Here is a 22373-nt window from a genome sequence, read left to right on the forward strand (position 1 = left end):
GCTCAAGAACCGCTGACGTATTTTCGGACTCATAGACCGCCGCCCGACAATAAAAAGATCGAACGGGAGCAAGCATGAGCGACACGATTACCTGGGGCATGATGCTCCGCAAACTGCCTTCCATTGCCAAAGCCATTCCCCGCGTGGTGAAGGGCATGAAAGTCGCCAACGTCAAGGACCCGACTCAACCGTGTGGCCTCGGCTGGACCTTCGAGCAAGCGACCTTGCGCAATCCCGATGGCCCGGCGTTGCTGCAGGGCGACGTGGTGCTGAGTTATTCACAGGTCAACCAGTGGGCCAATCGCATCGCCCATCACCTGATCGCCGAAGGCATCCGCAAGGGCGATGTGGTGGCGGTGTTTCTAGAGAACCGTCCGGAACTGCTGGTGACGATATTGGCCGTGGCCAAAGTCGGCGCGATCAGCGCCTTGCTCAATACCTCGCAAACCCGCGACACCCTGGCCCACAGCCTGAACCTGGTGGCGCCTGCGGCGATCATCGTTGGCGAAGAACTGGTCCCGGCGTTCAGCGCGGTCCGCGAGCGTGTGTCGATCGAGCCGACGCGCACATGGTTCGTCGCCGATCAAAACACCTATCTTCGTCCCGGCAACGCGCCCGACGATTTCATCAATTTGATGAGTGCCAGCGCCCCAGCGTCCAGTGAGAATCCGGTCAGCAGCCAGCGGGTTTTTTTCGACGACCCTTGTTTCTATATCTACACCTCAGGCACCACCGGATTGCCCAAGGCAGGTGTTTTCAAACACGGTCGCTGGATGCGCAGCTCCGCGAGTTTCGGCCAGATCGCCCTGAATATGCAGCCGCAGGACGTCGTCTATTGCACTTTGCCGCTCTATCACGCCACCGGGCTCTGCGTGTGTTGGGGCTCGGCGATCAGCGGCGCTTCTGGATTTGCCATCCGCCGCAAGTTCAGCGCCAGCCAGTTCTGGAATGACGTGCGCAAATACCAGGCGACCACCCTCGGCTATGTGGGCGAATTATGCCGCTACCTGGTGGATCAGCCGCCCACTGCCGACGACAGCAAACACCGCGTGACCAAGATGATCGGCAATGGCCTGCGTCCCGGTGCATGGCACGAGTTCAAGACGCGATTTGCGGTTGATCACATCTGCGAGCTGTACGCCGCCAGTGACGGAAACATCGGTTTTACCAACATCCTTAACTTCGACAACACCATCGGTTTTTCCCTGATGGCCTGGGAGCTGGTGGCCTACGACCACGACAGCGGCCTGCCGATGCGTGATGCCAAAGGCTTCATGCGCAAAGTCGCCAAAGGGGAGCAGGGCCTGTTGTTGGCGAGAATCGACGACAAGGCGCCACTGGATGGTTACACCGATCCGCAGAAGACCGAAAAGGTCGTGCTCCACGACGTGTTCACCAAGGGCGATCGTTACTTCAATACCGGCGATCTGTTGCGCAACATTGGTTTTGGACATGCCCAGTTTGTTGATCGATTGGGTGACACCTACCGCTGGAAGGGTGAAAACGTCTCGACCACCGAGGTCGAGAACATTCTGCTGCAACACCCGAATATTTCTGAAGCCGTGGCATACGGCGTCGAAATCCAGAACACCAACGGGCGTGCCGGCATGGCCGCGATCACGCCGGCGGAATCCTTGGCGACGCTGGACTTCAGCGAACTGCTGGAGTTTGCCCGCCAGCAAATGCCGGCGTACGCGGTGCCGCTTTTCCTGCGGGTGAAAGTGAAAATGGAAACCACCGGGACCTTCAAATATCAGAAGACCCGCCTCAAGGACGAAGCCTTCGACCCCGGCAAAACCGGCGATGACCCGATCTACGCCTGGCTGCCCGGCACTCAGACTTATGTGCAAGTCACTCCGCAGTTGCTGGCGGATATTCACGGCGGCGCTTTTCGTTATTGAAAGCAGCGCTATTAAATGTGGCTATGGCGGCTCTTGAGAAAAAAGAAGTGACAGCCTCGGGGCTGCTCGGGAAACTGTCGGCTTTCCCGAATGACAGAAAGTGGAGTCCCCGATGTCAGACCAAAGCCGCCAGATGACCCCCGAAGAAGCCGCTGAATTTGCCGAACAGGTATTCAACAAAGCGCGCGAGGGCGATGCGGCCATGATGGCTGCGTTGCTGACCAAAGGCCTGCCGCCGAACCTGCGTAACCACAAGGGCGACACTTTGCTGATGCTCGCCGCCTACCACGGCCATGTGGAGACGGTAAAAGTGCTGCTGGAACACAAGGCCGACCCGGAAATCCGCAACGACAACGGGCAGAGCCCGATTGCCGGCGCCGCGTTCAAGGGCGACCTGGCGGTGGTCAGGGCGTTGGTTGAGGGTGGTGCGCAAGTCGAAGGTTCGTCCTTCGACGGTCGTACGGCGCTGATGATGGCGGCGATGTTTAACCGCGTTGAAATCGTTGATTACCTGATCAGCAAAGGCGCCGATCCGAAAGCCAAGGACGCCAATGGCGTTACCGCGCTCGATGCAGCGAAAACTTTGGGTGCTGTCGATACCACTGCGCAGCTGCAGAAACTTCTCGGCTGAGCGCGCATTTGTGGCGAGGGAGCTTGCTCCCGCTGGGCTGCGAAGCAGCCCCAAAACCAGCGAATGCGGTCTTCCTGAAAGATCGTATCGCCTGATATTGAGGGCCGCTTCGCGCCCCAGCGGGAGCAAGCTCCCTCGCCACAAGTAAGCGCTCGCCACAGGTCCGCATTTCACGCTGGATGCGCTATCCTTCGCGCCCTCAAAATTCACTCGCTACAGGATTCGCCCCATGAAAGCCGCACTCGTCGAACTCATCAGCAAAATCAGCTCCGGGTGCATGAGCGATGACGAAATCCTGAAAGTCGCTGATGAAGCGGCAGCCGCCTACGCCGATCCCGAGGCTTTTCTGACGGCCAATCCGGATATCAACTACGACGACTCCTTCCCGATTCCACTGGGCGAGTGGATCGTTGTCGGCAGCCTGCCGGAAACCGTGCTGTTCCAGGCCGACACTTACGTAGACCTGTTCGCCCAGATCGTCGCCTCGTTTGGCCCCGGTGTTGATTTCAACATCAAACCCAAGCAACTGGCCAAAACCGAAGCCCTGACTGCGCTCAATCGCATTCAGGTGCAGATGGGCAGCATGAACAAGGAAAACGGCGGTTACACGCTGATGAACTTCAGCCAGTTGCTCGACGACGAACTGCAAGTGGTGCTGGTCTACGGCAACGACGTACCGCGCGTACTTGAGTTGTGCGCCGAAGTGGGTATCACCGCTGCACCATCGCTCGAAGCCCTCAAAATTGCGGTCCACGTTTAAAAAGCGGAACCCTCGCAAGGCCCGGCTATCCTAAGAGTGCATACCACTCTTAGGGAGCAACACCATGGGTTCCACGTTCAACGGTCTGATTGGCCTGATTATTCTTGCCCTGGATATCTGGGCAATCATCAACGTGCTGAAAAGTGGCGCAAGTACAGGGATGAAAATCATCTGGGTGCTGCTGATCCTGCTGCTGCCGGTCCTGGGCCTGATCATCTGGGCCATCGCCGGGCCACGAGGCAACGTCCGGATCTGAGCACGCACTCAAAGCCATCACTTTTCCCCTGTGGGAGCTAGCCTGCTAGCGATAGCGGAGTGTCAGCCACAACTTTACTGACTGACACTCCGCTATCGCTAGCAGGCTAGCTCCCACAGGGTATTGAGTCGACTCATCAAGTGAGGTTCGACCTGTCATCTTCCGCAACGTAGAATGCGCGCCTTTCCCGGTTAATCGAGCCGCTCGATTGGCCATCATGGGCGGGTAACCGTCCGTTGCCACCGCATTCATCGGAGCACTTCCCATGAGCAACATCACCACCAGCGACTACCTGGAAACCCTCTACGAAGGCTACGGCCAGCGTTTTCGGATGGAAAAACTGCTGCACGAAGTGCGCACCGAACACCAACACCTGGTGATTTTCGAAAACCCGCGCATGGGCCGGGTCATGGCGCTGGACGGCGTGATCCAGACCACCGAAGCCGACGAATTCATCTACCACGAGATGCTCACCCACGTGCCGATCCTGGCGCACGGCACCGCCAAGCGCGTGCTGATCATCGGTGGTGGCGACGGCGGCATGCTGCGTGAAGTGGCCAAGCACCGCAGTGTCGAGCACATCACCATGGTCGAGATCGATGGCACCGTGGTCGAGATGTGCAAGGAATTCCTGCCGAATCACTCCAAGGGTGCGTTCGATGATCCACGCCTGAACCTGGTGATCGACGACGGCATGCGTTTCGTCGCCACCACCACCGAAAAATTCGACGTGATCATTTCCGACTCCACCGACCCGATCGGTCCGGGTGAAGTGCTGTTCTCGGAAAACTTCTACCAGGCCTGCCGTCGCTGCCTGAACGAAGGCGGCATCCTGGTCACCCAGAACGGCACCCCGTTCATGCAGATCGAAGAAGTCAAAACCACCGCAGGTCGCCTGCGCAGCCTGTTCCCGGACTGGCACTTCTATCAGGCCGCCGTGCCAACCTACATCGGTGGATCGATGACCTTTGCCTGGGGCGCGACGAACACCGCCTACCGCAAATTGTCCCGTGAAACCTTGCAACAGCGTTTCGCCGGCAGCGGCATCATCACCCGCTACTACAACCCGGAAATCCACATCGGCGCCTTCGCCTTGCCGCAATACGTGCTGCAAGCGGTGAACAAGCCAAGCAACGACTAAACTGAAGATGTACGCACCCCCTGTAGGAGCTGGCTTGCTAGCGATTGGATCGACGCGGTGTGTCAGACAAGCCGCAGCGTCTGCATCGCTAGCAAGCCAGCTCCTGCAGGGACCGTGTTTTTCATGTTTGTGTGCGGTAATCCGGGGGAACGATCAGTCAGGCCAAAAGTCCAGATGGTTGTAAGCCCATTTGCGGGTTTGTTCGAGGAGGCACTGATGCAAAAGTGGAAAATCACTTTCGTGGATGATCACGGTGAAACGGTCGATGAAGTCTTCGAGTGCGAGGAGTGCCCGGACAACGAGCATGCCGCCAAACTCATCAAGGCCCGGCTCCTTCCTGTCGCTGCCGAACTGGATCTGAATGATCTGGAAGGGCGAACTGCCGATGCGACCGTCAAAAGTCTCAAGACCCAGAACAGCATACAAATTCTCGGCATCACGCCAATCTGAACATCTCCTGTCTCAATCCTATCCAGGCCTTGGCAGCGCCTCTGTCTTGGGGCTACTCTGCAAGCGAGATCAGCGAACGGATCGCTAAGGTCTGGTCTTGTCAGCTACATGCTTGCTTCCCACCGGCAACGCTGTTGCCGCATCGCTCGCACCAATCGGTTGCGAGTGCCGGGAATACGGAAAGTCTATCCATCAATTTGAGGGGGACGTTTCATGAGCACAGCCTATCAAGAAGACATCAGCAGCAGCGTGCTGCGCCGCATGAAAGAAGGCGGTTTCGACTTTTCACGATTCCATCCCATCGAGTTCTACGCCATTTTCCCGGACGAGGAGCGGGCACGCAGGGCGGCAGGGCATTACTGTGGTGAATCCTTGAATGCACAAATCAGCGTGCGTGATGACGGCGCGTGGGCCCTGGAACTGAGCAAAGTGATGTACGCCACCTATGACGGCATTGGCGACTTTGAGCAGGACTTCGAGGCGGTGGTCGAGCCTCTGGGCGGCATCATCGAAGGATGGGGCGTCAAGCAGGAGGTACGAGGGCTACTCGCATAAGCTTATGAACAGTGACAACGCTCAGCAACGGCTGACCTTCGGGTTGGCCGTTTTCGTTTGTGGCGCTCGGAACATCCCCTCGGCAAAACCCTGAAACAAGAATCCGGCGCAAAAAAAACCGCCTGAGCAGGCGGCTAAAGGGAAGTTCGTTCAGGTTTTGCAGAGAATGCGCGGATTATCCGCATCGACTCCCGGGCAGTGAAATCAACTCTGACTATGCTGGTGATAGGCGACAACGTCGCCTTGCAATGAAGCGGGGGCGATCAGCGTGGGGCATTTGCTGCACAGGATTGGTGCGGTGCAAACGGCGTCATTATCCAACTGGTTGATAACAAAGCGTTTCTGCCGATGGCACGGGCCTTGCGAAGCCTAGATGTCCGGGTGACAAGGAGTACGGCATGATCCGCACCTATTTTGATGAGATGTACGATGCCGGCGGCCAGGTCCGCCCGCATTATCGGGAGTTTGCCCGTTGGCTGGCCGAGACGCCTGACGAGCTATTGGCACAACGGCGACGCGAGGCCGATCTGCTGTTTCATCGTGCCGGGATTACCTTCACGCTCTACGGTGACGAGCAGGGGACAGAGCGCCTGATTCCTTTCGATACCATCCCGCGCAGCATCCCCGCCAGTGAATGGCGGATCGTCGAGCGCGGCTGTATCCAGCGGGTCAAGGCGTTGAACATGTTCCTCGCCGACCTCTACCACGAGCAGCGCATCATCAAGGCCGGCATCATCCCGGCCGAGCAAGTGCTGGCCAACGAGCAATACCAGTTGGCGATGCAAGGGCTGGATCTGCACCGCGATATCTATTCGCACATCTCCGGCGTCGATCTGGTGCGCGATGGCGACGGCACGTACTACGTGCTTGAAGACAACCTGCGTACACCCAGCGGCGTGAGCTACATGCTCGAAGACCGCAAAATGATGATGCGCCTGTTCCCCGAGTTGTTCTCGGCCCAGCGCATCGCACCGATTGATCACTATCCGAACCTGCTGCTCGACACCCTGAAAAGCTCCAGCCCGATCGATAACCCGAGCGTGGTGGTGCTGACGCCGGGTCGCTTCAACAGCGCGTTTTTCGAGCATGCCTTCCTGGCACGGGAGATGGGCGTCGAGTTGGTGGAAGGCGCGGACCTGTTCGTGCGTGACGACAAGGTGTTCATGCGCACCACGGACGGACCGAAAGCCGTCGACGTCATTTACCGTCGCCTCGACGATGCGTTCCTCGATCCGCTGGCGTTCAACCCGGACTCGATGCTCGGCGTTCCAGGGCTGCTGTCGTCTTATCGCTCCGGCAACGTGGTGCTGGCCAATGCCATCGGCACCGGGGTCGCGGACGACAAGTCGGTGTATCCGTTTGTCACGGACATGATCCGTTTCTACCTGGACGAAGAACCGATCCTGAAGAATGTGCCGACGTTCCAGTGTCGCAATCCTTCTGAACTGTCCCACGTGCTGGCCAATCTGCCAGACCTGGTGGTCAAGGAAACCCAGGGCTCCGGCGGTTACGGAATGCTGGTGGGGCCGGCTGCGACGGCGGCGGAAATCGAGTCTTTCCGCGCGCGGATCAAAGCCAAGCCTCACGCGTATATCGCGCAACCGACATTGTCCCTGTCGACCTGTCCGACCTTTGTCGAAAACGGCATTGCGCCACGCCACATCGACCTGCGTCCGTTTGTTTTGTCTGGCCGCGAAACCCGGGTTGTGCCCGGTGGTTTGACCCGTGTCGCCCTGCGTGAAGGCTCCCTGGTGGTGAACTCATCCCAAGGCGGCGGAACCAAGGACACCTGGGTGGTCGAGGATTGAAGGAAGCTTGCCATGTTAAGTAGAACTGCCTCGGATTTGTATTGGATGTCGCGTTACCTGGAGCGGGCGGAAAACCTCGCACGGATGCTCGACATCAGTTATTCGCTGTCGCTGATGCCGCAGGATGGTCGCGGCGACGGCCTGCACGAACTGGCCATGCCGCTGTTGATCACCGGCACTCTGGACGATTACCTGGAGCGCCACGGTGACTTGCACGCCGAACGGCTGCTGCATTTCTTTGCCCTGGATGCGGCCAACCCGGCGAGCATCTACAGCTGCCTCGGCTCGGCGCGGGCCAGTGCTCATGCGGTGCGGGGTCGAATCACCGCCGACATGTGGGAAAACATCAACGCCACGTGGCTGGAAATTCGCGGGATCGCCGAGCAGGGCTTGAGTCGTTACGGCATGAGCCGCTTTTGCGAGTGGATCAAGGAACGTTCCCACCTGTTCCGTGGCGCGTCCTACGGCACGATCATGCGTAACGATGCGTTCCGCTTTATTCGCTTGGGAACGTTTATCGAACGGGCCGACAACACGTTGCGCCTGCTCGACGCCCGTTACGAAATGGCCGGCGACCAGGCCGAAGCGGTCAGCGATGGCACCGCTCACGCCTATTACCAGTGGAGCGCTTTATTAAGGGCGTTGTCGTCGTTCGAGGCCTACACCGAGATCTACCGCGACGCACCCGGCGCCCGGCATGTGGCCGAGTTGCTGTTGCTGCGCGCCGATGTGCCACGTTCCCTGCGCGCCTGCACCGAAGAAATCGACCAGATCCTCGCCCAACTGCCGGGGGCCAACGGCCGCCCCGCGCAACGTCTGGCGGCGGAGATGGACGCGCGCCTGCGTTACACCGGCATCAACGAAATTCTCGACGAAGGCTTGCACGCCTGGCTGACCGAATTCATCCCGCTGGTGCGCCAGTTGGGTAACGCCATTCACAGTTCCTACCTGGAGGCTGCATGAGACTTTCCATTAGCCACGAAACCACCTATCACTACGAAGATCAGGTGCGGGCGAGCATCCAGTACTTGCGACTGACACCCCACGACAGCGAGCGTCAGCACGTGCTCAGTTGGCAACTCGACCTGCCACGCCCGGTGCGCGCGCAACTCGATCCGTTCGGCAACATCCTGCACGTGCTGACCATGGACGAACCGCACGAGGCGATCATCATCGGCGCCCGTGGCCAGGTGGACATCGACGAACTGCGCGAAGCCGAGCATGAGAGCCAGTCGGCGTTGCCGTTCCTGCGCTTCACGCGTCTGACCGAAGCTGACGAGGCTTTGCGTGCGTTCGCTGAGAAGGAGTGCAAAAAACGCCGGGATCGTACGGCGCTGATCGACTTGATGCATGGCCTGAATTCGCACATGACCTACACGCCGGGCTCCACCGAAGTCGACACCAGCGCCGCCCAGGCCTTCGCCGGGCGTTCCGGCGTCTGTCAGGACCACACCCATGCGTTTCTGGCCTGTGCCCGCAGCCTGGGCATTCCGTCGCGCTATGTGTCAGGGTATTTGTACAGCGAGAACAGCGAACACCTGGCCAGTCACGCCTGGGCCGAAGCCTGGCTGGATGACGCGTGGTACAGCTTTGACGTGACCAATGAACTGGCCCGGCCGGAGCGGCATTTGAAACTGGCGGTGGGCCTGGATTACCTGGATGCCTGCCCGGTGCGCGGCATGCGCCGGGGCGGTGGGTGTGAGCAGATGCATGCGAAGGTGTTTGTGTCGCCGACGCCGATGCCTGCGCCAGTCATCTCCGTCCAACAACAGTAAACCTGCACACTGATCGTTCCCACGCTCTGCGTGGGAATGCCTCAACGGACGCTCCGCGTTCGGCTTTTGATGTGACGCAGAGCGTCACGGGCTGCATTCCCACGCGGAGCGTGGGAACGATCGATTATTTGGCTGAAATCTGTTTGCGCCCAGCCATATGCTTCAAATACCCCACCAACATTTCCAGATCCCCATCCGGCAACACCGTCGCCGCAAACCCCGGCATCTTCGCCTGAGGCCATTGCCGCAAACTCTGCGGATCCCGAATGTAGCGCCTCAGGAAATCGGCCCCAAAGTACTCGGTCGGGTTAAACGGAATGTTCAAATCCGGCCCGAACTGTGCATCCCCGGCACCATTGAGTCGATGACAGGCCAGGCAATTCTTCTGAAACAGCGCAAAGCCTTTATTCACCGGATCACCTGCCTTCAAGGCAGGATCGGGCAGCAGGGCAGGGAAGCGCTCGGCCACGGGCGCCATGCGCTTGATACTCGCCACTTGAAACGGCCATTGCTCAGGGCTGATGTTGCCGGCTTGCGGATCGACCCACACCAGATAAAACGGCCCGGCACCTGGTTTGCCTTCCGATAACGCAGGCCACGGTTTGGCCGGATCTTCAATTGCCAACCACGCGCGGGCACCCTTGGCGTTCAGCAACGGCGCCGCCGACAACTCCGCGGCAAACCCGTCTAAAGCCACGGCTTGCAGATGATCTTCAGGCTTGATGCCGGTCAACAACGCCGCCAACGGAACCGCGCGATAAGTCATGTCCCGCTTGTAGGAAACGTCGTCGCTGATGGTGATGGTCTGGACTTGAGCGTGCTTGAGCAGCTCCTCTGTCTGCCAGGTGCGACTGCTCGCGCCCAGCTCGAGGTTCAGCTGTGCGGCATACAGGGGCGTGCTGAGCAGCAAGGCCCCGAACAGAATGAGCGTTTTCAAATGATCGCCGTCCATGTCGTGGAAGTGCTCAAAGGTTGGCACACCCACGCTGGCCCGGGTAGCGAGCCAGTCACATTTTTAAGAGGGCGATGTAAAAACCTGGCGCCGTAATATTTGAATATCGACTAGCCGATCACCTTGGTCAGGTTCGGCAAAATCAACAACAGCGTAGTGGCGAAAAGAATGAGCCCGGCTTGACGTACTTTCGAATGTTTGAACATGGCTTGACCGCCTTTTTTGTTATTTCCTGATGCCTGCCTGCATATCTCCATGACGGCAGAGCGCTGAACTTCCTGTAAGACGAGTGCCTCGGCAAAACCCGACGACAACTTCGTACATCTTCACCTTAGAGCCCGCGTCACGCTTGGTTTAGATCCATTTCGTATGGTTCGCTTACTTAAAGCTTTTAAAAAGGCATGAGGCCTATTGCCAGCTTCTTGGGCGCCCGTTTGCTAGACAGCTTGGTGACGTGAAACGGTTAATCCGGGCGTGAGCGACCGTCCGTCTGAGCGTGTCCGTCAACGCCAGTGAGCACTGCGGTCATTGAATCCGCGGCGGCTCGGCCTAAGGTGGAAGCTCAGTATTTACTCACCGCCCAGGTTCGAGGACGTCATGACCCAAGCTTTGATTTTCGACGCGTTACGCACGCCCCGTGGCAAAGGCAAGGCCGATGGCGCCCTGCACAGCGTCAAACCGGTGAATCTGGTGGCCGGGCTACTCACGGCGTTGCAGCAGCGCACGTCGCTGGATACCAGTCAGGTCGATGACGTGGTGCTCGGCTGCGTCACGCCCATCGGCGATCAAGGCTCCGATATCTCCAAGACCGCGGCACAAGTCGCCGATTGGGACGTCAGCGTGTCTGGGGTGCAGATCAATCGCTTCTGCGCTTCGGGGCTTGAAGCGGTGAACCTCGGCGCGATGAAAGTCCGCTCCGGCTTCGAAGACCTGGTGGTGGTCGGCGGTGTCGAATCCATGTCCCGCGTACCCATGGGCAGCGACGGTGGCTCTTGGGCGCTGGACCCGGAAACCAATCTGCACAGTCATTTCACCCCGCAAGGCGTCGGTGCCGACCTGATCGCCACGATTGAAGGTTTCAGCCGCCAGGACGTCGATGCCTACGCATTGCACTCCCAGCAAAAGGCAGCACGGGCGCGGGCGAACGGTTCGTTCAACAAGTCGCTGGTGCCGGTGCAGGATCAGAACGGCATCATCCTGCTCGATCACGATGAGTTCATCCGCGCCGAGTCCACCCTGGGAGGCCTGGGCAAACTCAAGCCGAGCTTCGAGATGATGGGGCTAATGGGCTTCGACGCCACCGCATTGCGGGTTTACAGCCAAGTGGAGCGGATCAACCACGTCCACACCCCGGGCAACAGTTCCGGCATCGTCGATGGTGCTGCCCTGATGCTGATCGGTTCCGAGGCCAAAGGCCGGGCGCTGGGTCTGCAACCACGGGCGCGAATTGTCGCCACTGCCGTCACCAGCACCGATCCGACCATCATGCTCACCGGCCCGGCGCCGGCCACCCGCAAAGCACTGGCCAAGGCGGGGCTGCGGGTCGAAGACATCGACCTGTTCGAGGTCAACGAAGCCTTCGCCTCGGTGGTGCTGAAATTCATCAAGGACATGGCCATCGACCCGGACAAGGTCAACGTCAACGGCGGCTCCATCGCCATGGGCCACCCGCTGGGCGCTACCGGCTGCGCGATTCTCGGCACGCTGCTCGATGAACTGGAAACCCGGCGCCTGCGCTATGGCCTCGCGACTCTGTGTGTCGGCGGCGGCATGGGCATTGCCACCATCATCGAACGCCTCTGAGCCCCGACCTTAAGGAACAAGTGACATGACTGAAGCCATTCGTTACGAAAAAGGTCAGGACCACATCGTCGTCCTGACCATCGACATGCCGGGCCAGAGCGCCAACACCATGAACGCGGTCTATCGCGAGGCGATGGCCGCCTGCGTCGCCCGACTGGTGGCCGAAAAGGACAGCATTGCCGGCGTGATCATCACCTCGGGCAAGAAAACCTTCTTTGCCGGCGGCGACCTCAATGAGTTGATCAAGGTCGGCAAACCCGAAGCCAAAGCCTTTTATGACATGGTCCTGACGCTCAAAGGCCAGTTGCGTACCCTGGAAACCCTCGGCAAACCGGTAGTGGCCGCGATCAATGGCGCGGCGTTGGGCGGTGGCTGGGAAATCTGCCTCGCCTGCCATCACCGCGTCGCGCTGGACAACCCATCCGTGCAACTCGGCCTGCCGGAAGTCACCCTCGGCCTGTTGCCGGGCGGCGGCGGGGTGGTGCGCATGGTGCGGATGCTGGGCATTGAAAAAGCCTTGCCGTACCTGCTCGAAGGCAAGAAGGTCCGGCCGCAGCAGGCGTTGCAGGCAGGCTTGATTGATGAGTTGGCCGCGGATCGCGATGAGCTGCTGAGCAAGGCGCGGGCGTGGATCATTGCCAATCCGACGGCGGTACAGCGTTGGGATGTGAAGGGTTATCAGATCCCAGGCGGCACGCCGTCGAACCCGAAAGTCGCGCAGATGCTTGCCATCGCACCGTCGATCCTGCGCAGCAAAACCCAGGGCTGCATGCCTGCGCCGGAGAAAATTCTCTGCGCAGCGGTTGAAGGCGCCCAGGTGGATTTCGACACCGCGCACCTGATCGAAACCCGCTACTTCACGGAACTGACCACCGGCCAAATCTCGAAAAACCTGATCGGCACGTTCTGGTTCCAGCTCAACGAGATCAACGCTGGCGGCTCGCGGCCCCAAGGTTTTGCACCATACGTCACGCAGAAAGTCGGCGTGCTCGGCGCCGGGATGATGGGGGCCGGCATCGCTTTTGTCAGCGCCTCGGCCGGCATCGAAGTGGTCCTCAAGGACATCAGCCTCGCGGCAGCGGAGAAGGGCAAGGCTCACTCAGCGGCATTGCTGGACAAGAAAGTCGCTCGCGGCCAGATGATCCCGGAACAGAGAGAGGCGATTCTGGCGCGGATCCACACCACCGAAAGCGATGCAGACCTGGCCGGCTGTGATCTGATCATTGAAGCGGTCTTCGAAGACCGTGAGCTGAAAGCCAAAGTCTCCTCGGCGGCGCAGAAAGTCGTTGGCCCGGCCGCAGTGATCGCCTCCAACACCTCGACCTTGCCGATCAGCGGCCTGGCCACCGCCGTGCCGGATCAAACCAAGTTCATCGGTCTGCACTTCTTCAGTCCGGTGGAGAAAATGCCCCTGGTGGAAATCATCAAAGGCGCCAACACCAGCGACGAAACCCTGGCGCGCGGGTTCGATTTCGTCCTGCAAATCAAGAAAACGCCGATTGTGGTCAACGACAGCCGTGGCTTCTTCACCTCGCGGGTGTTCGGCACGTTCACCAATGAAGGCATTGCCATGCTCGGCGAAGGCGTGAGCGCGCCGATGATCGAGACTGAAGCGCGCAAGGCCGGCATGCCGATCGGGCCTCTGGCGATCTCCGACGAAGTTTCCCTCAGCTTGATGAGCCATATCCGCCAGCAAACCGCCAAAGACCTGCAAGCAGAAGGGAAACTGCTGATTGAGCACCCGGCGTTCGCCGTGATTGACTTGTTGCTCAATGAGTACAAACGGCCTGGTAAAGCCGCTGGAGGCGGGTTCTACGAGTATCCGGCCGGTGGACAGAAACATCTGTGGCCCGAGCTGAAAACCCGTTTCGAGAAAGCCGACGGGCAGATTTCGCCGAAGGACGTGCGCGATCGCCTGCTGTTCGTGCAAGCCATCGAAACCGTTCGTTGCGTGGAGGAGGGCGTGCTGACCTCGACGGCAGACGCCAACATCGGCTCGATATTCGGTATCGGCTTCGCGGCCTGGACTGGCGGTGCGCTGCAGTTCATCAATCAATACGGTGTGAAAGACTTTGTCGCCCGCGCCCAGTACCTGGCCCAACAATATGGTGAGCGCTTTGCGCCGCCGGCGTTATTGCTGGATAAAGCCGCCAAAGGGGAGGGTTTCTAAGGGACGTATGACGCCTTCCGGGGCTTGCCTTGTCACGGTGTTTCGAGGCAGGCTCTGGGGTGTGCATTATTCCCATCACGTGTCAGGTATTTTTTATGTCGTTACGCATCTGCATTCTGGAAACCGACATCCTGCGTCCGGAACTGGTCGATCAATATCAGGGTTACGGGCAGATGTTCCAGAACCTGTTTTCGCAGCAACCCATCGCTGCCGAGTTCACTGTGTACAACGTGATGCAGGGCGAGTACCCGAGTGATGATCTGACTTTCGACGCTTATCTCGTCACCGGCAGCAAGGCCGACTCCTTCGGCACCGACCCATGGATTGAAACCCTTAGAACTTACCTGCTGGACCGCTACAAGCGTGGCGACAAACTGCTGGGCGTGTGTTTCGGCCACCAGCTGCTGGCGCTGCTGTTGGGCGGCAAGAGCGAACGTGCGAGCCAAGGCTGGGGCGTCGGCACCCACAGCTACAAAATGGCGGCGAAGGCACCGTGGATGAGTCCGGTGCGTGAAGAGCTGACGTTGTTGATCAGCCACCAGGACCAGGTGACGTCGCTACCGGAGAACGCCACCGTTATCGCCTCGAGCGATTTCTGCCCGTTTGCCGCCTACCACATCAACGATCAGGTGCTGTGCTTCCAGGGGCACCCGGAATTCATTCACGATTACTCGCGGGCGCTGCTGGAGATTCGTCAGCAAGCGCTGGGCGAGCAAATTTATACGAAAGGCGTGGCGAGCCTTGAGCAAGAGCACCACGGCGCGACGGTTGCGGAGTGGATGATGCGGTTTGTGGCGCATAAGCCAGAAGCTAAAGCGGTTTAAGACCTTGCAGTGAATTTGTGGCGAGGGAGCTTGCTCCCGCTGGACTGCGTAGCAGGCCTATTGGGGCCACTTCGTTGCCCAGCGGGAGCAAGCTCCCTCGCCACAAAAGCGTTTCAAAGCCAACCCGACCTCTTGAAACTCACCCACAAACTCACACACCCCACCGCAATAAACCCCAACACCGCGAAATACCCGTAATGCCACGTCAGCTCCGGCATGTTCTGAAAGTTCATCCCGTAGATCCCCGCCACCGCCGTCGGGAACGCCAGAATCGCCGCCCACGCCGCAAACTTGCGCTGCACCACGCTCTGCCGCGATGCCTCCAGCAAGACCCCGACCTCAATGGTCTGACTGGCAATATCCGCGAGGGTCGTCAGGTCCTCCATCTGCCGCGTGACGTGAATCTGCACATCGCGGAAATACGGGCGCATGTTCTTGTCGATAAACGGAAAGTTCAGCTTCTGCAGCTCCTCACCAATCTCCACCATCGGCGCCGCATAACGGCGCAGGCGCAACACGTCCCGGCGCAGGCCATGCAGCTTCTGGATGTCATGTTCATTCAGCGCGCTGCACAGCACGTTGCGCTCCAGTTCATCGATCTCCGCATGGATCGCTTCGCCCATCGGCTGGTAGTTTTCAATCACAAAATCGAGGATGGCATAGAGTACGAAGTCCTCCCCATGCTCCAGCAAGATCGGACGCGCCTCACAGCGCTGTCGGACCAGGGCGTAGGACGCCGAGTGACCATTACGTGCGGTAATGATGTAACCGTTGCCGGCAAAGATATGAGTTTCGATGAACTCCAGTTTGCCTTCGTGCCGAATCGGCGAATACGTGACGATAAAAAGGGCGTCGCCGAAGGTTTCGAGCTTCGGTCGGCTGTGTTTTTCCAATGCGTCTTCGATGGCCAATTCGTGCAGGTTGAACTGGCGTTGCAGGTTGGTCAGCTCTTGGGCATTCGGCTCTTCGAGGCCGATCCAGACAAAGTGGCCAGGCTTTGCGGCCCAGGCAGCGCCTTCGTCGAGGGTAATATTGGTGACTTTTTTACCGGCGCTATAAACCGCAGCAGCGACAACTCTACCCATGATTCAGTTTCACTTCTTATTTGCAGGTGGCAGTGGCAGGCAGTGTTCACTTTAGCCTTGTCTGTTATTTGAGAGTCAGTGAAATCTGCTGAGTTCGCAGGCAAAAGCCCGAGGGCAAAATAAAACCCGCACAAGGCGGGTTTCTTTTTACGCGGCTTGCAGTTGCCGGTCCATCGACTCGATGCACTCGCGCATCTGCTCGCGGCACTGGGCGATCAGCAGAGGCATGTCGTCCAGGCTCAATCCCGCCGTAGGAATCGCCGGCAGCGAGCGAATCAGAATTTTCCCACTGCGCCAGCGGTTCAATCGCATGTGTTTGACGTAACTGCTGACACACACCGGCACGATCGGCACGCCCGCGGCGATCGCCATCTGGAACGCACCTTTCTTGAACGGCAGCAACTCTTCACCGAGGTTGCGCGTGCCTTCGGGGAAGACCCAGATCGAGGTGTCTTCATGCTGCAAGGTGTGCGTGGTGGTCAGCATCGACTGGCGCGCCTTGTGTGCATTGCCGCGATCGATCAACACATTGCCGGCCAGCCAGAACAACTGCCCGAACAGCGGCACCCACTTCAGGCTCTTCTTGCCGATGCACACAGTGCGGCGGGGCACCACGTTGCCGAACACAAACAGATCGTAGTTGGATTGGTGATTGGCAATGATTACGCAGCTCTGGGGTTTATCCATCAACGGCCCGACATCGGTCTTCACCCGCAAACGCAAAATACACATCGCCGGCCACGCATACAGGCGCGCGCACAAACGGCTGTTGTCCGGGTTAAACGGTCGGCACAGGCCCAGAAGCACCCCAAGCACACCGGCCAGAATAAAGTGCAGGCCCATCAATAACATACGAAACACGAACAGCATTTACAGGCCCCACCGGGACAAAAGGTGGCGCAGTGTACGGATGTGCACTGTTTTCGGCAATTGCCGCTATAGAGGTAGGAGATAGACGATGTTTGTGCGCATGTTTCCGACTTGTGGGTCAGACGCGTTCTAGAGCGGTTGTTGGATTTTCAACAGTGCGCGTAAGAAAAAGCCCGACACGACGGTCGGGCTTTCGTTGCAGCCTGTTTGGGTTTAACCCATGTGTTCCTGATCCAGGATGATCGCGTTGTCCAGCGTATCGAGCAGTGCCTTGCGCACTTTCAGCTTGGTGTTTTTGTGTGCGGTCATGTTGATCTTCTTCAACTGACGCGCCGCCGCCAGCGCTGCACCTTGCAACTCCTCGGCCGATACCACCACGTCGAGGAAGCCGGCATCCACGGCGCTCTGTGGATTAAACATCTCACCGTTGATGACGGAGCGGTGGAACGCCGATTTGCGCAGACGATCACGAGCAATTTCGATACCGGCGTGGTGCATGGTCATGCCGATCTGCACTTCGTTCAGGCCAATGCTGAACGGGCCGTCGACACCAATGCGGTAATCCGCCGACAACAACAGGAAGGCGCCCTTGGCCACCGCATGCCCAGGGCACGCCACAATCACCGGGAACGGATGCGACAACAGACGACGGGCCAGCGTCGAGCCGGCAGTCACCAGTGCGACCGCTTCTTTAGGGCCGGACGTCATGACCTTCAAGTCATAACCGCCGGACAGAATCCCGGGCGTACCGGTAATGATCACCACCGCACGATCAGTCACCGCCTGATCCAGCGCAGCATTAAAAGCTGCAATCACGTCCGGGGAGATGGCATTGACCTTGCCATTGCTCAAGGTCAGGGTCGCGATACCGTCTTCGAGATGGTAGGAAATCAACTCACTCATGACGCTATTCCTTATATGAAAGTTGGGGCAGACGTTACCCACCGCCGCAGGCCAGGTAAAGCGCCGTGACTGACCCGCCAGTCACCCTTTCCCCGCCGGGCAAGCGTAGCCCGCCACACCCGCCGTGCATTCCCCTCTCTATAGAAGAGGGCGCGAAGCCGGAGATTGGCAGGTTTGCCATCGCCCGGAACTCACCGGAACGACTAAAACGCTAAGCGCATGAAAATTCTGCAAAAAAAGTTTGCCATAAGAAAAGCTTTCGACTACATTAGCGCGCCTCGACAGACAGAACATGTTTGACGAGATACGGTGAAGTGTCCGAGTGGCTTAAGGAGCACGCCTGGAAAGTGTGTATACAAGAAATTGTATCGAGAGTTCGAATCTCTCCTTCACCGCCAAATTCGATGTAACCAGAACCCCTGATTTCGAGAAAAATCAGGGTTTTTGTGGTTTCTGGGAAGTTGAATCTGGAAAGGGGGTTGCCAACTTTTGGCTACAACGCGCGATGACGCTGGCAGGGTAGCTGACTCTGGGTCACTACCCAATGACCGGGGCTCATGCGTGAGACTCTTCGCCCTCTGGGATCAGACGTACCTCTACTCGCCGGCCTAATGCACGCGCAGCACTCGCCAACGTGGCTAACGTCATTCCAGAGTCGTTTTGGTCGAGGGCCCGATCCACCGCGGTGCGGCTGGTATGCATCCGTTCAGCAAGCGTTTTCTTGCTGACACGCTGCAATTTCATAGCTTCAGCAATCTGCCAGGAAATGACACGTTTGAGAGCTGCGGCAGAAACCTCCTCGGTAAGACCTTGTTCGGCGAGAAAGTCATCAAAGTCAGACCCTATATGCTTGTTCATCTTTTGTGCCCTCATAGTTTTGCTTTGCGCTGTTTGGCAGTTGCCAGGTCTGATGCAGGTGTTTTCTGGCTTTTTTTGATGAATCCATGCAACAACACCATGTCGGATCCAGTAACCGTAAAAAAAACGCGAGCGATGGTGTCTCCCAGGTTGACCCTTACTTCCCAAAGACTGATTTCAAGCTTGCGAACAACCGGCATCCCGATGGGCCATCCAAGCTGAACAGTTTTGATCTCTGTCCCGACCATTCGTCTATGGTCGCGGGGGAGATCGGCTAACCATTCCCGAGCAGGTTCATTTCCAGCATCTGTACGAAAGAAACGGACATTGAGCACTGGTGCTGTATCAGTCATGAGTGGAGTGTACCTAAATAGGTGCATGACGCAAATTTCCGCTAAGCAGCCTGATCAGCGGACAGATGTTGCGATCAGCGGATGATTTTTTAGAAGTCGATCGGGTCTGTTTTCTGGCAACAGATGCCAAGGATTTCGGCTATCTAAGCTTCTACGTTGGGTCTGAAGTTGTCCCAGGTGAATCAGCGGAGATGCTTCTGAAAATGATGTAGGACGAATGAAGGGCGTGTGGGACGAGGTGCCAGAAAGCCAAGTGCATTGGGGGCTTTCAATGGTTCTAACGGTTCTTTAGGCAGCTTCGACGGAAGCTATTCGTTTTGCGTTGTCGAGGGGGGTGGGGGACAAAATGGCTTAAAGTGCCGCGCACTGGAATTGATGCGTTGGTTGAGTAACGGTCCACGTTGCCATTAACAAATATTGATGAAGAAGGAGTTCCCATGATCACCACCACAACCCACGCCATCGAAGGCCGACAAATCACCGCCTACCTGGACATCGTCAGCGCAGAATCAGTGCAGGGCGTCAACGTCATCCGCGACATGTTTGCCGGCATGCGGGATTTTTTCGGTGGACGCTCTCAGACGCTGGAGCGGGCGTTGAAGGAGGCGCGGATTCAGGCGACCGACGAGATAAAGGAGCGGGCGCGAGCGCTTCAGGCGGATGCGGTGGTCGGGCTCGATTTTGAGATCAGCATGCCGGCCGGCAAGGGCGGGATGGTGGTGGTGTTTGTGACCGGAACGGCGGTCAAGCTGCGGTGAGTGAGGCAGTGAGCCTGTTAATTCTCCAGCTGTTTTTGTAGGAATCAGCGTGGTCCATTCGTCGGGCACGCGGAAATCTGAATTACAAGTCCGGTAATGACCGGCTAGTCTCAAAAGCCTTGGTGGTCGATATTTTTCAGGCAATAGGGCTTGCCGGTATCGATCCCGCTTTGAGAGGGGAAGGGCTATGGCTGATCCGTATATCGAAGACGACGGGGCAGAGTTTCCAATCAACAATTGCGTGCAGTGTGGCCAGACGGAGTATGTGGCAGGCTTCGGCGAAGATCCGCTCGAGACCAGCAAAGTGAAGTCCGCAGCGACCAAAGTGTTCAAGTCGAAATTCAGGCCCAAAGTGGTGCCGCCCACGAAGTAATGATCAACCGGACAAACCCCGCCAATGAGTGTAATGCTGTTCACTTAAGTATTTGAGTCCAAGCCGGGCTTATCCGAAAATCCGATGCCAGACTTCTGGCATCGGATTTTTTATGTCTGTTCAACAAGATCTGCTCGACCTCGGCGACCTTTTCAACTTCTGTGACCTGAGTACTTTCACCCAAAACATTCCCATCGAGTGGGTAGCGTCTGCGCTGGATCTTTCCAGTCAGGCGACCATTCGCCGACGTCGCCTGCCCGCTGACCAAGTGCTCTGGTTGGTGCTCGGCATGGCGTTGTTTCGTGACGAGCCGGTTCATGAGGTGGCCAGACGTTTGAACATCTGCGCTCAAGGCCTGGCCACCGACCACTTATTGGCCCGCAGTGGTGTAACCGAGGCGCGCAAGCGACTCGGTGCCGATCCTGTTGAGTGGTTATTCCGCAAGACCGGGACCCAATGGGGGGCGGAGCGCTATGACGACGATGCCTGGCATGATCTGCAGGTATTCGCGGTGGACGGTGCACTTTTGCGTACTCCGGATACGCCCGAGCTTCGAGATCACTTCGGGTCGGGAAACACTCCAAGCGACCGCCAGACGCCGTTTCCGATGCTGCGCCTGGTGGCCCTGATGAATGTGCGTTCGCACGTGATCATGGATGCTCAATTGAGCCCTTATCGACGCAGTGAAATGCGCTTGGCCGACGAATTTTTGCAGCAGATCCCCGACCACTCGGTGACGCTGTTCGACAAAGGTTTCTGGGGTGCCGAGCTGCTGTCGAGCCTGAGCGGAGCAGGCATCAACCGTCATTGGTTGATCCCGGCAAAAAAAGGACTGATCTGCGAGGAAGTGGCCCGTTACAGCCAGTACGACCGTTTAGTGCGTATGAAAGTCTCGCCGCAGGCCAGAAAGCGAAACCCGGATCTTCCAACGCACTGGGAAGTACGCGAAGTCAGTTATGAAATTAAAGGCAAGGTGAAGACCGTCATGACGTCGTTGCCGGCCAAGATCTACAACACTCAAGCCGTTGCCAAACTTTACCAGGAGCGTTGGGAAATCGAGTTGGGCTTCAGGGACATCAAGAGTTCGATGCAACAGAACGCGATGACCTTGCGCAGTAAAAAAGTCGAGCTGGTCTATCAGGAAGTGTGGGGGCTTTTGCTGGCTTACAACGTGATTCGTCGAGAGGCCAGTCAGGCGGCGGTGACGTTTGGCCGGGCCCCCTCGGACATCCGTTTCAAACCCGTTTGTCAGTACATCGCCGTGCAACTGATCGTGATGGCGGCGGCTAATCCGATTTCAGCCACAGGAAGACGCTTGGCTGAGTTGAGAGCAGGGATAGGGGGATTGTTTCTGGATCACCGCCCAAGGCCTTCGAGGCCAAGGACAGTGAAAATTTCAAAAACCCGGTTTCCAGTGGACCGTAAGGCTGCTCCGCTTAAGTGAACAGCATTACGCCAATGAGTGGGGTTTTTTGTTTTTAGAGACTCGATTCCTCAGAAATGGACTACAGACTCACGATAATTTTTATGCTGGTGGTTTTTTCACAAACTTTTCACACCTGCCTACGTAGGCTCAGCTCATCCGTTAAAAAGCAGTACCTGGCCCGTTCCCCAGCGGGCTTTTTTTTGCCTGTCATAAAACCTTTTCCATAAAAGCTGTCCAACCGTCGCCAATTGCGAGGTTGAGGCGGATTTTGTGTGGACGTTTCCTCCTCGAAAGCATTCAATCCCCGACTTTTCTGTTCCCCCTATTTTTGAGGTTTTTTGTCATGCGTTTAACACTGCCTGCTCTGGTTCTGGGACTTCTGGTGACTCAAGGTGCAATGGCTGCGGGTGATGGCACTGCTGCGCTCGGTGGTGGTCTGGGTGGCGCGTTGGGTAACGTGGTCGGCCAGAGCATGGGCGGCAGCACTGGCGCGGCAATCGGCGCTGGCGTTGCGGGCGCAGCCGGCAGTGCGGTGGCAGCACGTAAAGGCAGCCGCACCAAAGCGGCCATCGGCGGTGGTGTCGGCGCGGCCGGTGGTTCAGTGATCGGCAACAGCCTGGGCGGCAAGACCGGTTCGACCATCGGCGCAGGCCTGGGTGGCGCATTGGGCGGCGGCGTGGGCAGCAATCTGGCCAAAGGTCACAAGCGTCACTGATCCTGA

General features: G+C 58.1%; 23 protein-coding genes and 1 tRNA gene. 18 read left to right on the forward strand and 6 right to left on the reverse strand.

Going from position 1 to position 22373, the window contains the following annotated elements; translation table 11 throughout:
* Positions 1-74: 74 nt before the first annotated feature.
* The 10 genes from ACYZT8_RS08990 (at position 75) to ACYZT8_RS09035 (ending at position 9277) form a co-directional block, all read left to right on the forward strand.
* Complete coding sequence (locus ACYZT8_RS08990; RefSeq protein WP_461980420.1) at positions 75-1901, forward strand: long-chain-acyl-CoA synthetase; 1827 nt, start codon at positions 75-77, stop codon at positions 1899-1901.
* Positions 1902-2013: 112 nt separating this feature from the next.
* Positions 2014-2532: an ankyrin repeat domain-containing protein gene (locus tag ACYZT8_RS08995; protein WP_461980422.1), complete on the forward strand. Its 519-nt coding sequence runs from the start codon at positions 2014-2016 to the stop codon at positions 2530-2532.
* A 229-nt stretch (positions 2533-2761) separates the two neighbouring features.
* Entirely contained in the window at positions 2762-3292 is a 531-nt protein-coding gene (locus tag ACYZT8_RS09000) for a hypothetical protein (protein WP_461980424.1), read from the forward strand.
* Between the two features lie 64 nt (positions 3293-3356).
* Positions 3357-3548: a PLDc N-terminal domain-containing protein gene (locus ACYZT8_RS09005; RefSeq protein WP_131062453.1), complete on the forward strand. Its 192-nt coding sequence runs from the start codon at positions 3357-3359 to the stop codon at positions 3546-3548.
* 265 nt (positions 3549-3813) lie between these two features.
* Entirely contained in the window at positions 3814-4689 is an 876-nt protein-coding gene (gene speE / locus ACYZT8_RS09010; protein ID WP_461957931.1) for a polyamine aminopropyltransferase, read from the forward strand.
* Positions 4690-4905: 216 nt separating this feature from the next.
* Complete coding sequence (locus ACYZT8_RS09015) at positions 4906-5139, forward strand: hypothetical protein (protein ID WP_461980426.1); 234 nt, start codon at positions 4906-4908, stop codon at positions 5137-5139.
* A gap of 213 nt (positions 5140-5352) precedes the next feature.
* Entirely contained in the window at positions 5353-5694 is a 342-nt protein-coding gene (locus ACYZT8_RS09020; RefSeq protein ID WP_090181832.1) for a ribonuclease E inhibitor RraB, read from the forward strand.
* Positions 5695-6092: 398 nt separating this feature from the next.
* Positions 6093-7502 (forward strand): circularly permuted type 2 ATP-grasp protein, encoded by a 1410-nt coding sequence (locus ACYZT8_RS09025; RefSeq protein WP_017337349.1) that lies wholly within the window; start codon positions 6093-6095, stop codon positions 7500-7502.
* Between the two features lie 12 nt (positions 7503-7514).
* A complete protein-coding gene (locus ACYZT8_RS09030; RefSeq protein WP_131062458.1) occupies positions 7515-8465 on the forward strand; it encodes an alpha-E domain-containing protein in 951 nt (316 codons plus the stop codon).
* A complete protein-coding gene (locus tag ACYZT8_RS09035) occupies positions 8462-9277 on the forward strand; it encodes a transglutaminase family protein (protein ID WP_219095559.1) in 816 nt (271 codons plus the stop codon). Before ACYZT8_RS09030 ends, ACYZT8_RS09035 begins: the two co-directional genes overlap by 4 nt.
* A 124-nt stretch (positions 9278-9401) precedes the next feature.
* Here ACYZT8_RS09035 and ACYZT8_RS09040 read toward each other — a convergent pair whose 3' ends face one another.
* Positions 9402-10229 (reverse strand): c-type cytochrome, encoded by an 828-nt coding sequence (locus ACYZT8_RS09040; protein ID WP_461982400.1) that lies wholly within the window; start codon positions 10227-10229, stop codon positions 9402-9404.
* A gap of 597 nt (positions 10230-10826) precedes the next feature.
* On the opposite strand from ACYZT8_RS09040, the gene ACYZT8_RS09045 reads away from it, so the two are divergent.
* The 3 genes from ACYZT8_RS09045 (at position 10827) to ACYZT8_RS09055 (ending at position 15026) form a co-directional block, all read left to right on the forward strand.
* Positions 10827-12032, forward strand: coding sequence for an acetyl-CoA C-acetyltransferase (locus ACYZT8_RS09045; protein WP_461980429.1), 1206 nt, complete (start codon positions 10827-10829; stop codon positions 12030-12032).
* A gap of 25 nt (positions 12033-12057) precedes the next feature.
* Positions 12058-14202: a 3-hydroxyacyl-CoA dehydrogenase NAD-binding domain-containing protein gene (locus tag ACYZT8_RS09050; RefSeq protein WP_461980431.1), complete on the forward strand. Its 2145-nt coding sequence runs from the start codon at positions 12058-12060 to the stop codon at positions 14200-14202.
* 95 nt (positions 14203-14297) lie between these two features.
* Positions 14298-15026, forward strand: coding sequence for an amidotransferase (locus tag ACYZT8_RS09055; RefSeq protein ID WP_461980433.1), 729 nt, complete (start codon positions 14298-14300; stop codon positions 15024-15026).
* Positions 15027-15139: 113 nt separating this feature from the next.
* Here the strand turns inward: ACYZT8_RS09055 and ACYZT8_RS09060 are convergent, their stop codons facing one another.
* The 3 genes from ACYZT8_RS09060 to ACYZT8_RS09070 all read right to left on the reverse strand — a co-directional run bounded on the left by ACYZT8_RS09060 (position 15140) and on the right by ACYZT8_RS09070 (position 17884).
* The gene (locus tag ACYZT8_RS09060; protein ID WP_461980435.1) at positions 15140-16111 is read right to left on the reverse strand and encodes a magnesium and cobalt transport protein CorA; all 972 of its coding nucleotides are present in this window, start codon (positions 16109-16111) and stop codon (positions 15140-15142) included.
* A gap of 147 nt (positions 16112-16258) precedes the next feature.
* Complete coding sequence (locus tag ACYZT8_RS09065) at positions 16259-16981, reverse strand: lysophospholipid acyltransferase family protein (RefSeq protein WP_461980437.1); 723 nt, start codon at positions 16979-16981, stop codon at positions 16259-16261.
* Positions 16982-17194: 213 nt separating this feature from the next.
* A complete protein-coding gene (locus ACYZT8_RS09070; protein ID WP_131062465.1) occupies positions 17195-17884 on the reverse strand; it encodes a crotonase/enoyl-CoA hydratase family protein in 690 nt (229 codons plus the stop codon).
* Between the two features lie 308 nt (positions 17885-18192).
* Here ACYZT8_RS09070 and ACYZT8_RS09075 point away from each other — a divergent pair.
* Positions 18193-18282, forward strand: a tRNA-Ser gene (locus ACYZT8_RS09075).
* 157 nt (positions 18283-18439) lie between these two features.
* On the opposite strand, the gene ACYZT8_RS09080 is transcribed toward ACYZT8_RS09075, so the two are convergent.
* Both ACYZT8_RS09080 and ACYZT8_RS09085 read right to left on the reverse strand, forming a co-directional pair.
* Positions 18440-18742: a Fis family transcriptional regulator gene (locus ACYZT8_RS09080; protein ID WP_461980440.1), complete on the reverse strand. Its 303-nt coding sequence runs from the start codon at positions 18740-18742 to the stop codon at positions 18440-18442.
* 11 nt (positions 18743-18753) lie between these two features.
* The gene (locus tag ACYZT8_RS09085; RefSeq protein WP_461980442.1) at positions 18754-19095 is read right to left on the reverse strand and encodes a type II toxin-antitoxin system RelE/ParE family toxin; all 342 of its coding nucleotides are present in this window, start codon (positions 19093-19095) and stop codon (positions 18754-18756) included.
* Positions 19096-19532: 437 nt separating this feature from the next.
* On the opposite strand from ACYZT8_RS09085, the gene ACYZT8_RS09090 reads away from it, so the two are divergent.
* The 4 genes from ACYZT8_RS09090 to ACYZT8_RS09105 all read left to right on the forward strand — a co-directional run bounded on the left by ACYZT8_RS09090 (position 19533) and on the right by ACYZT8_RS09105 (position 22367).
* Positions 19533-19853, forward strand: a complete 321-nt coding sequence (locus tag ACYZT8_RS09090; RefSeq protein ID WP_192226200.1) for a YbjQ family protein — start codon at positions 19533-19535, stop codon at positions 19851-19853.
* Positions 19854-20040: 187 nt separating this feature from the next.
* A complete protein-coding gene (locus ACYZT8_RS09095; protein ID WP_131062468.1) occupies positions 20041-20226 on the forward strand; it encodes a hypothetical protein in 186 nt (61 codons plus the stop codon).
* Positions 20227-20338: 112 nt separating this feature from the next.
* Positions 20339-21670: an IS4 family transposase gene (locus ACYZT8_RS09100; RefSeq protein WP_461974571.1), complete on the forward strand. Its 1332-nt coding sequence runs from the start codon at positions 20339-20341 to the stop codon at positions 21668-21670.
* Between the two features lie 325 nt (positions 21671-21995).
* Positions 21996-22367, forward strand: a complete 372-nt coding sequence (locus tag ACYZT8_RS09105) for a bacteriocin (RefSeq protein ID WP_461957942.1) — start codon at positions 21996-21998, stop codon at positions 22365-22367.
* The last annotated feature ends 6 nt before the right edge of the window (positions 22368-22373 follow it).

This window comes from Pseudomonas sp. LB3P93 (assembly GCF_054898025.1).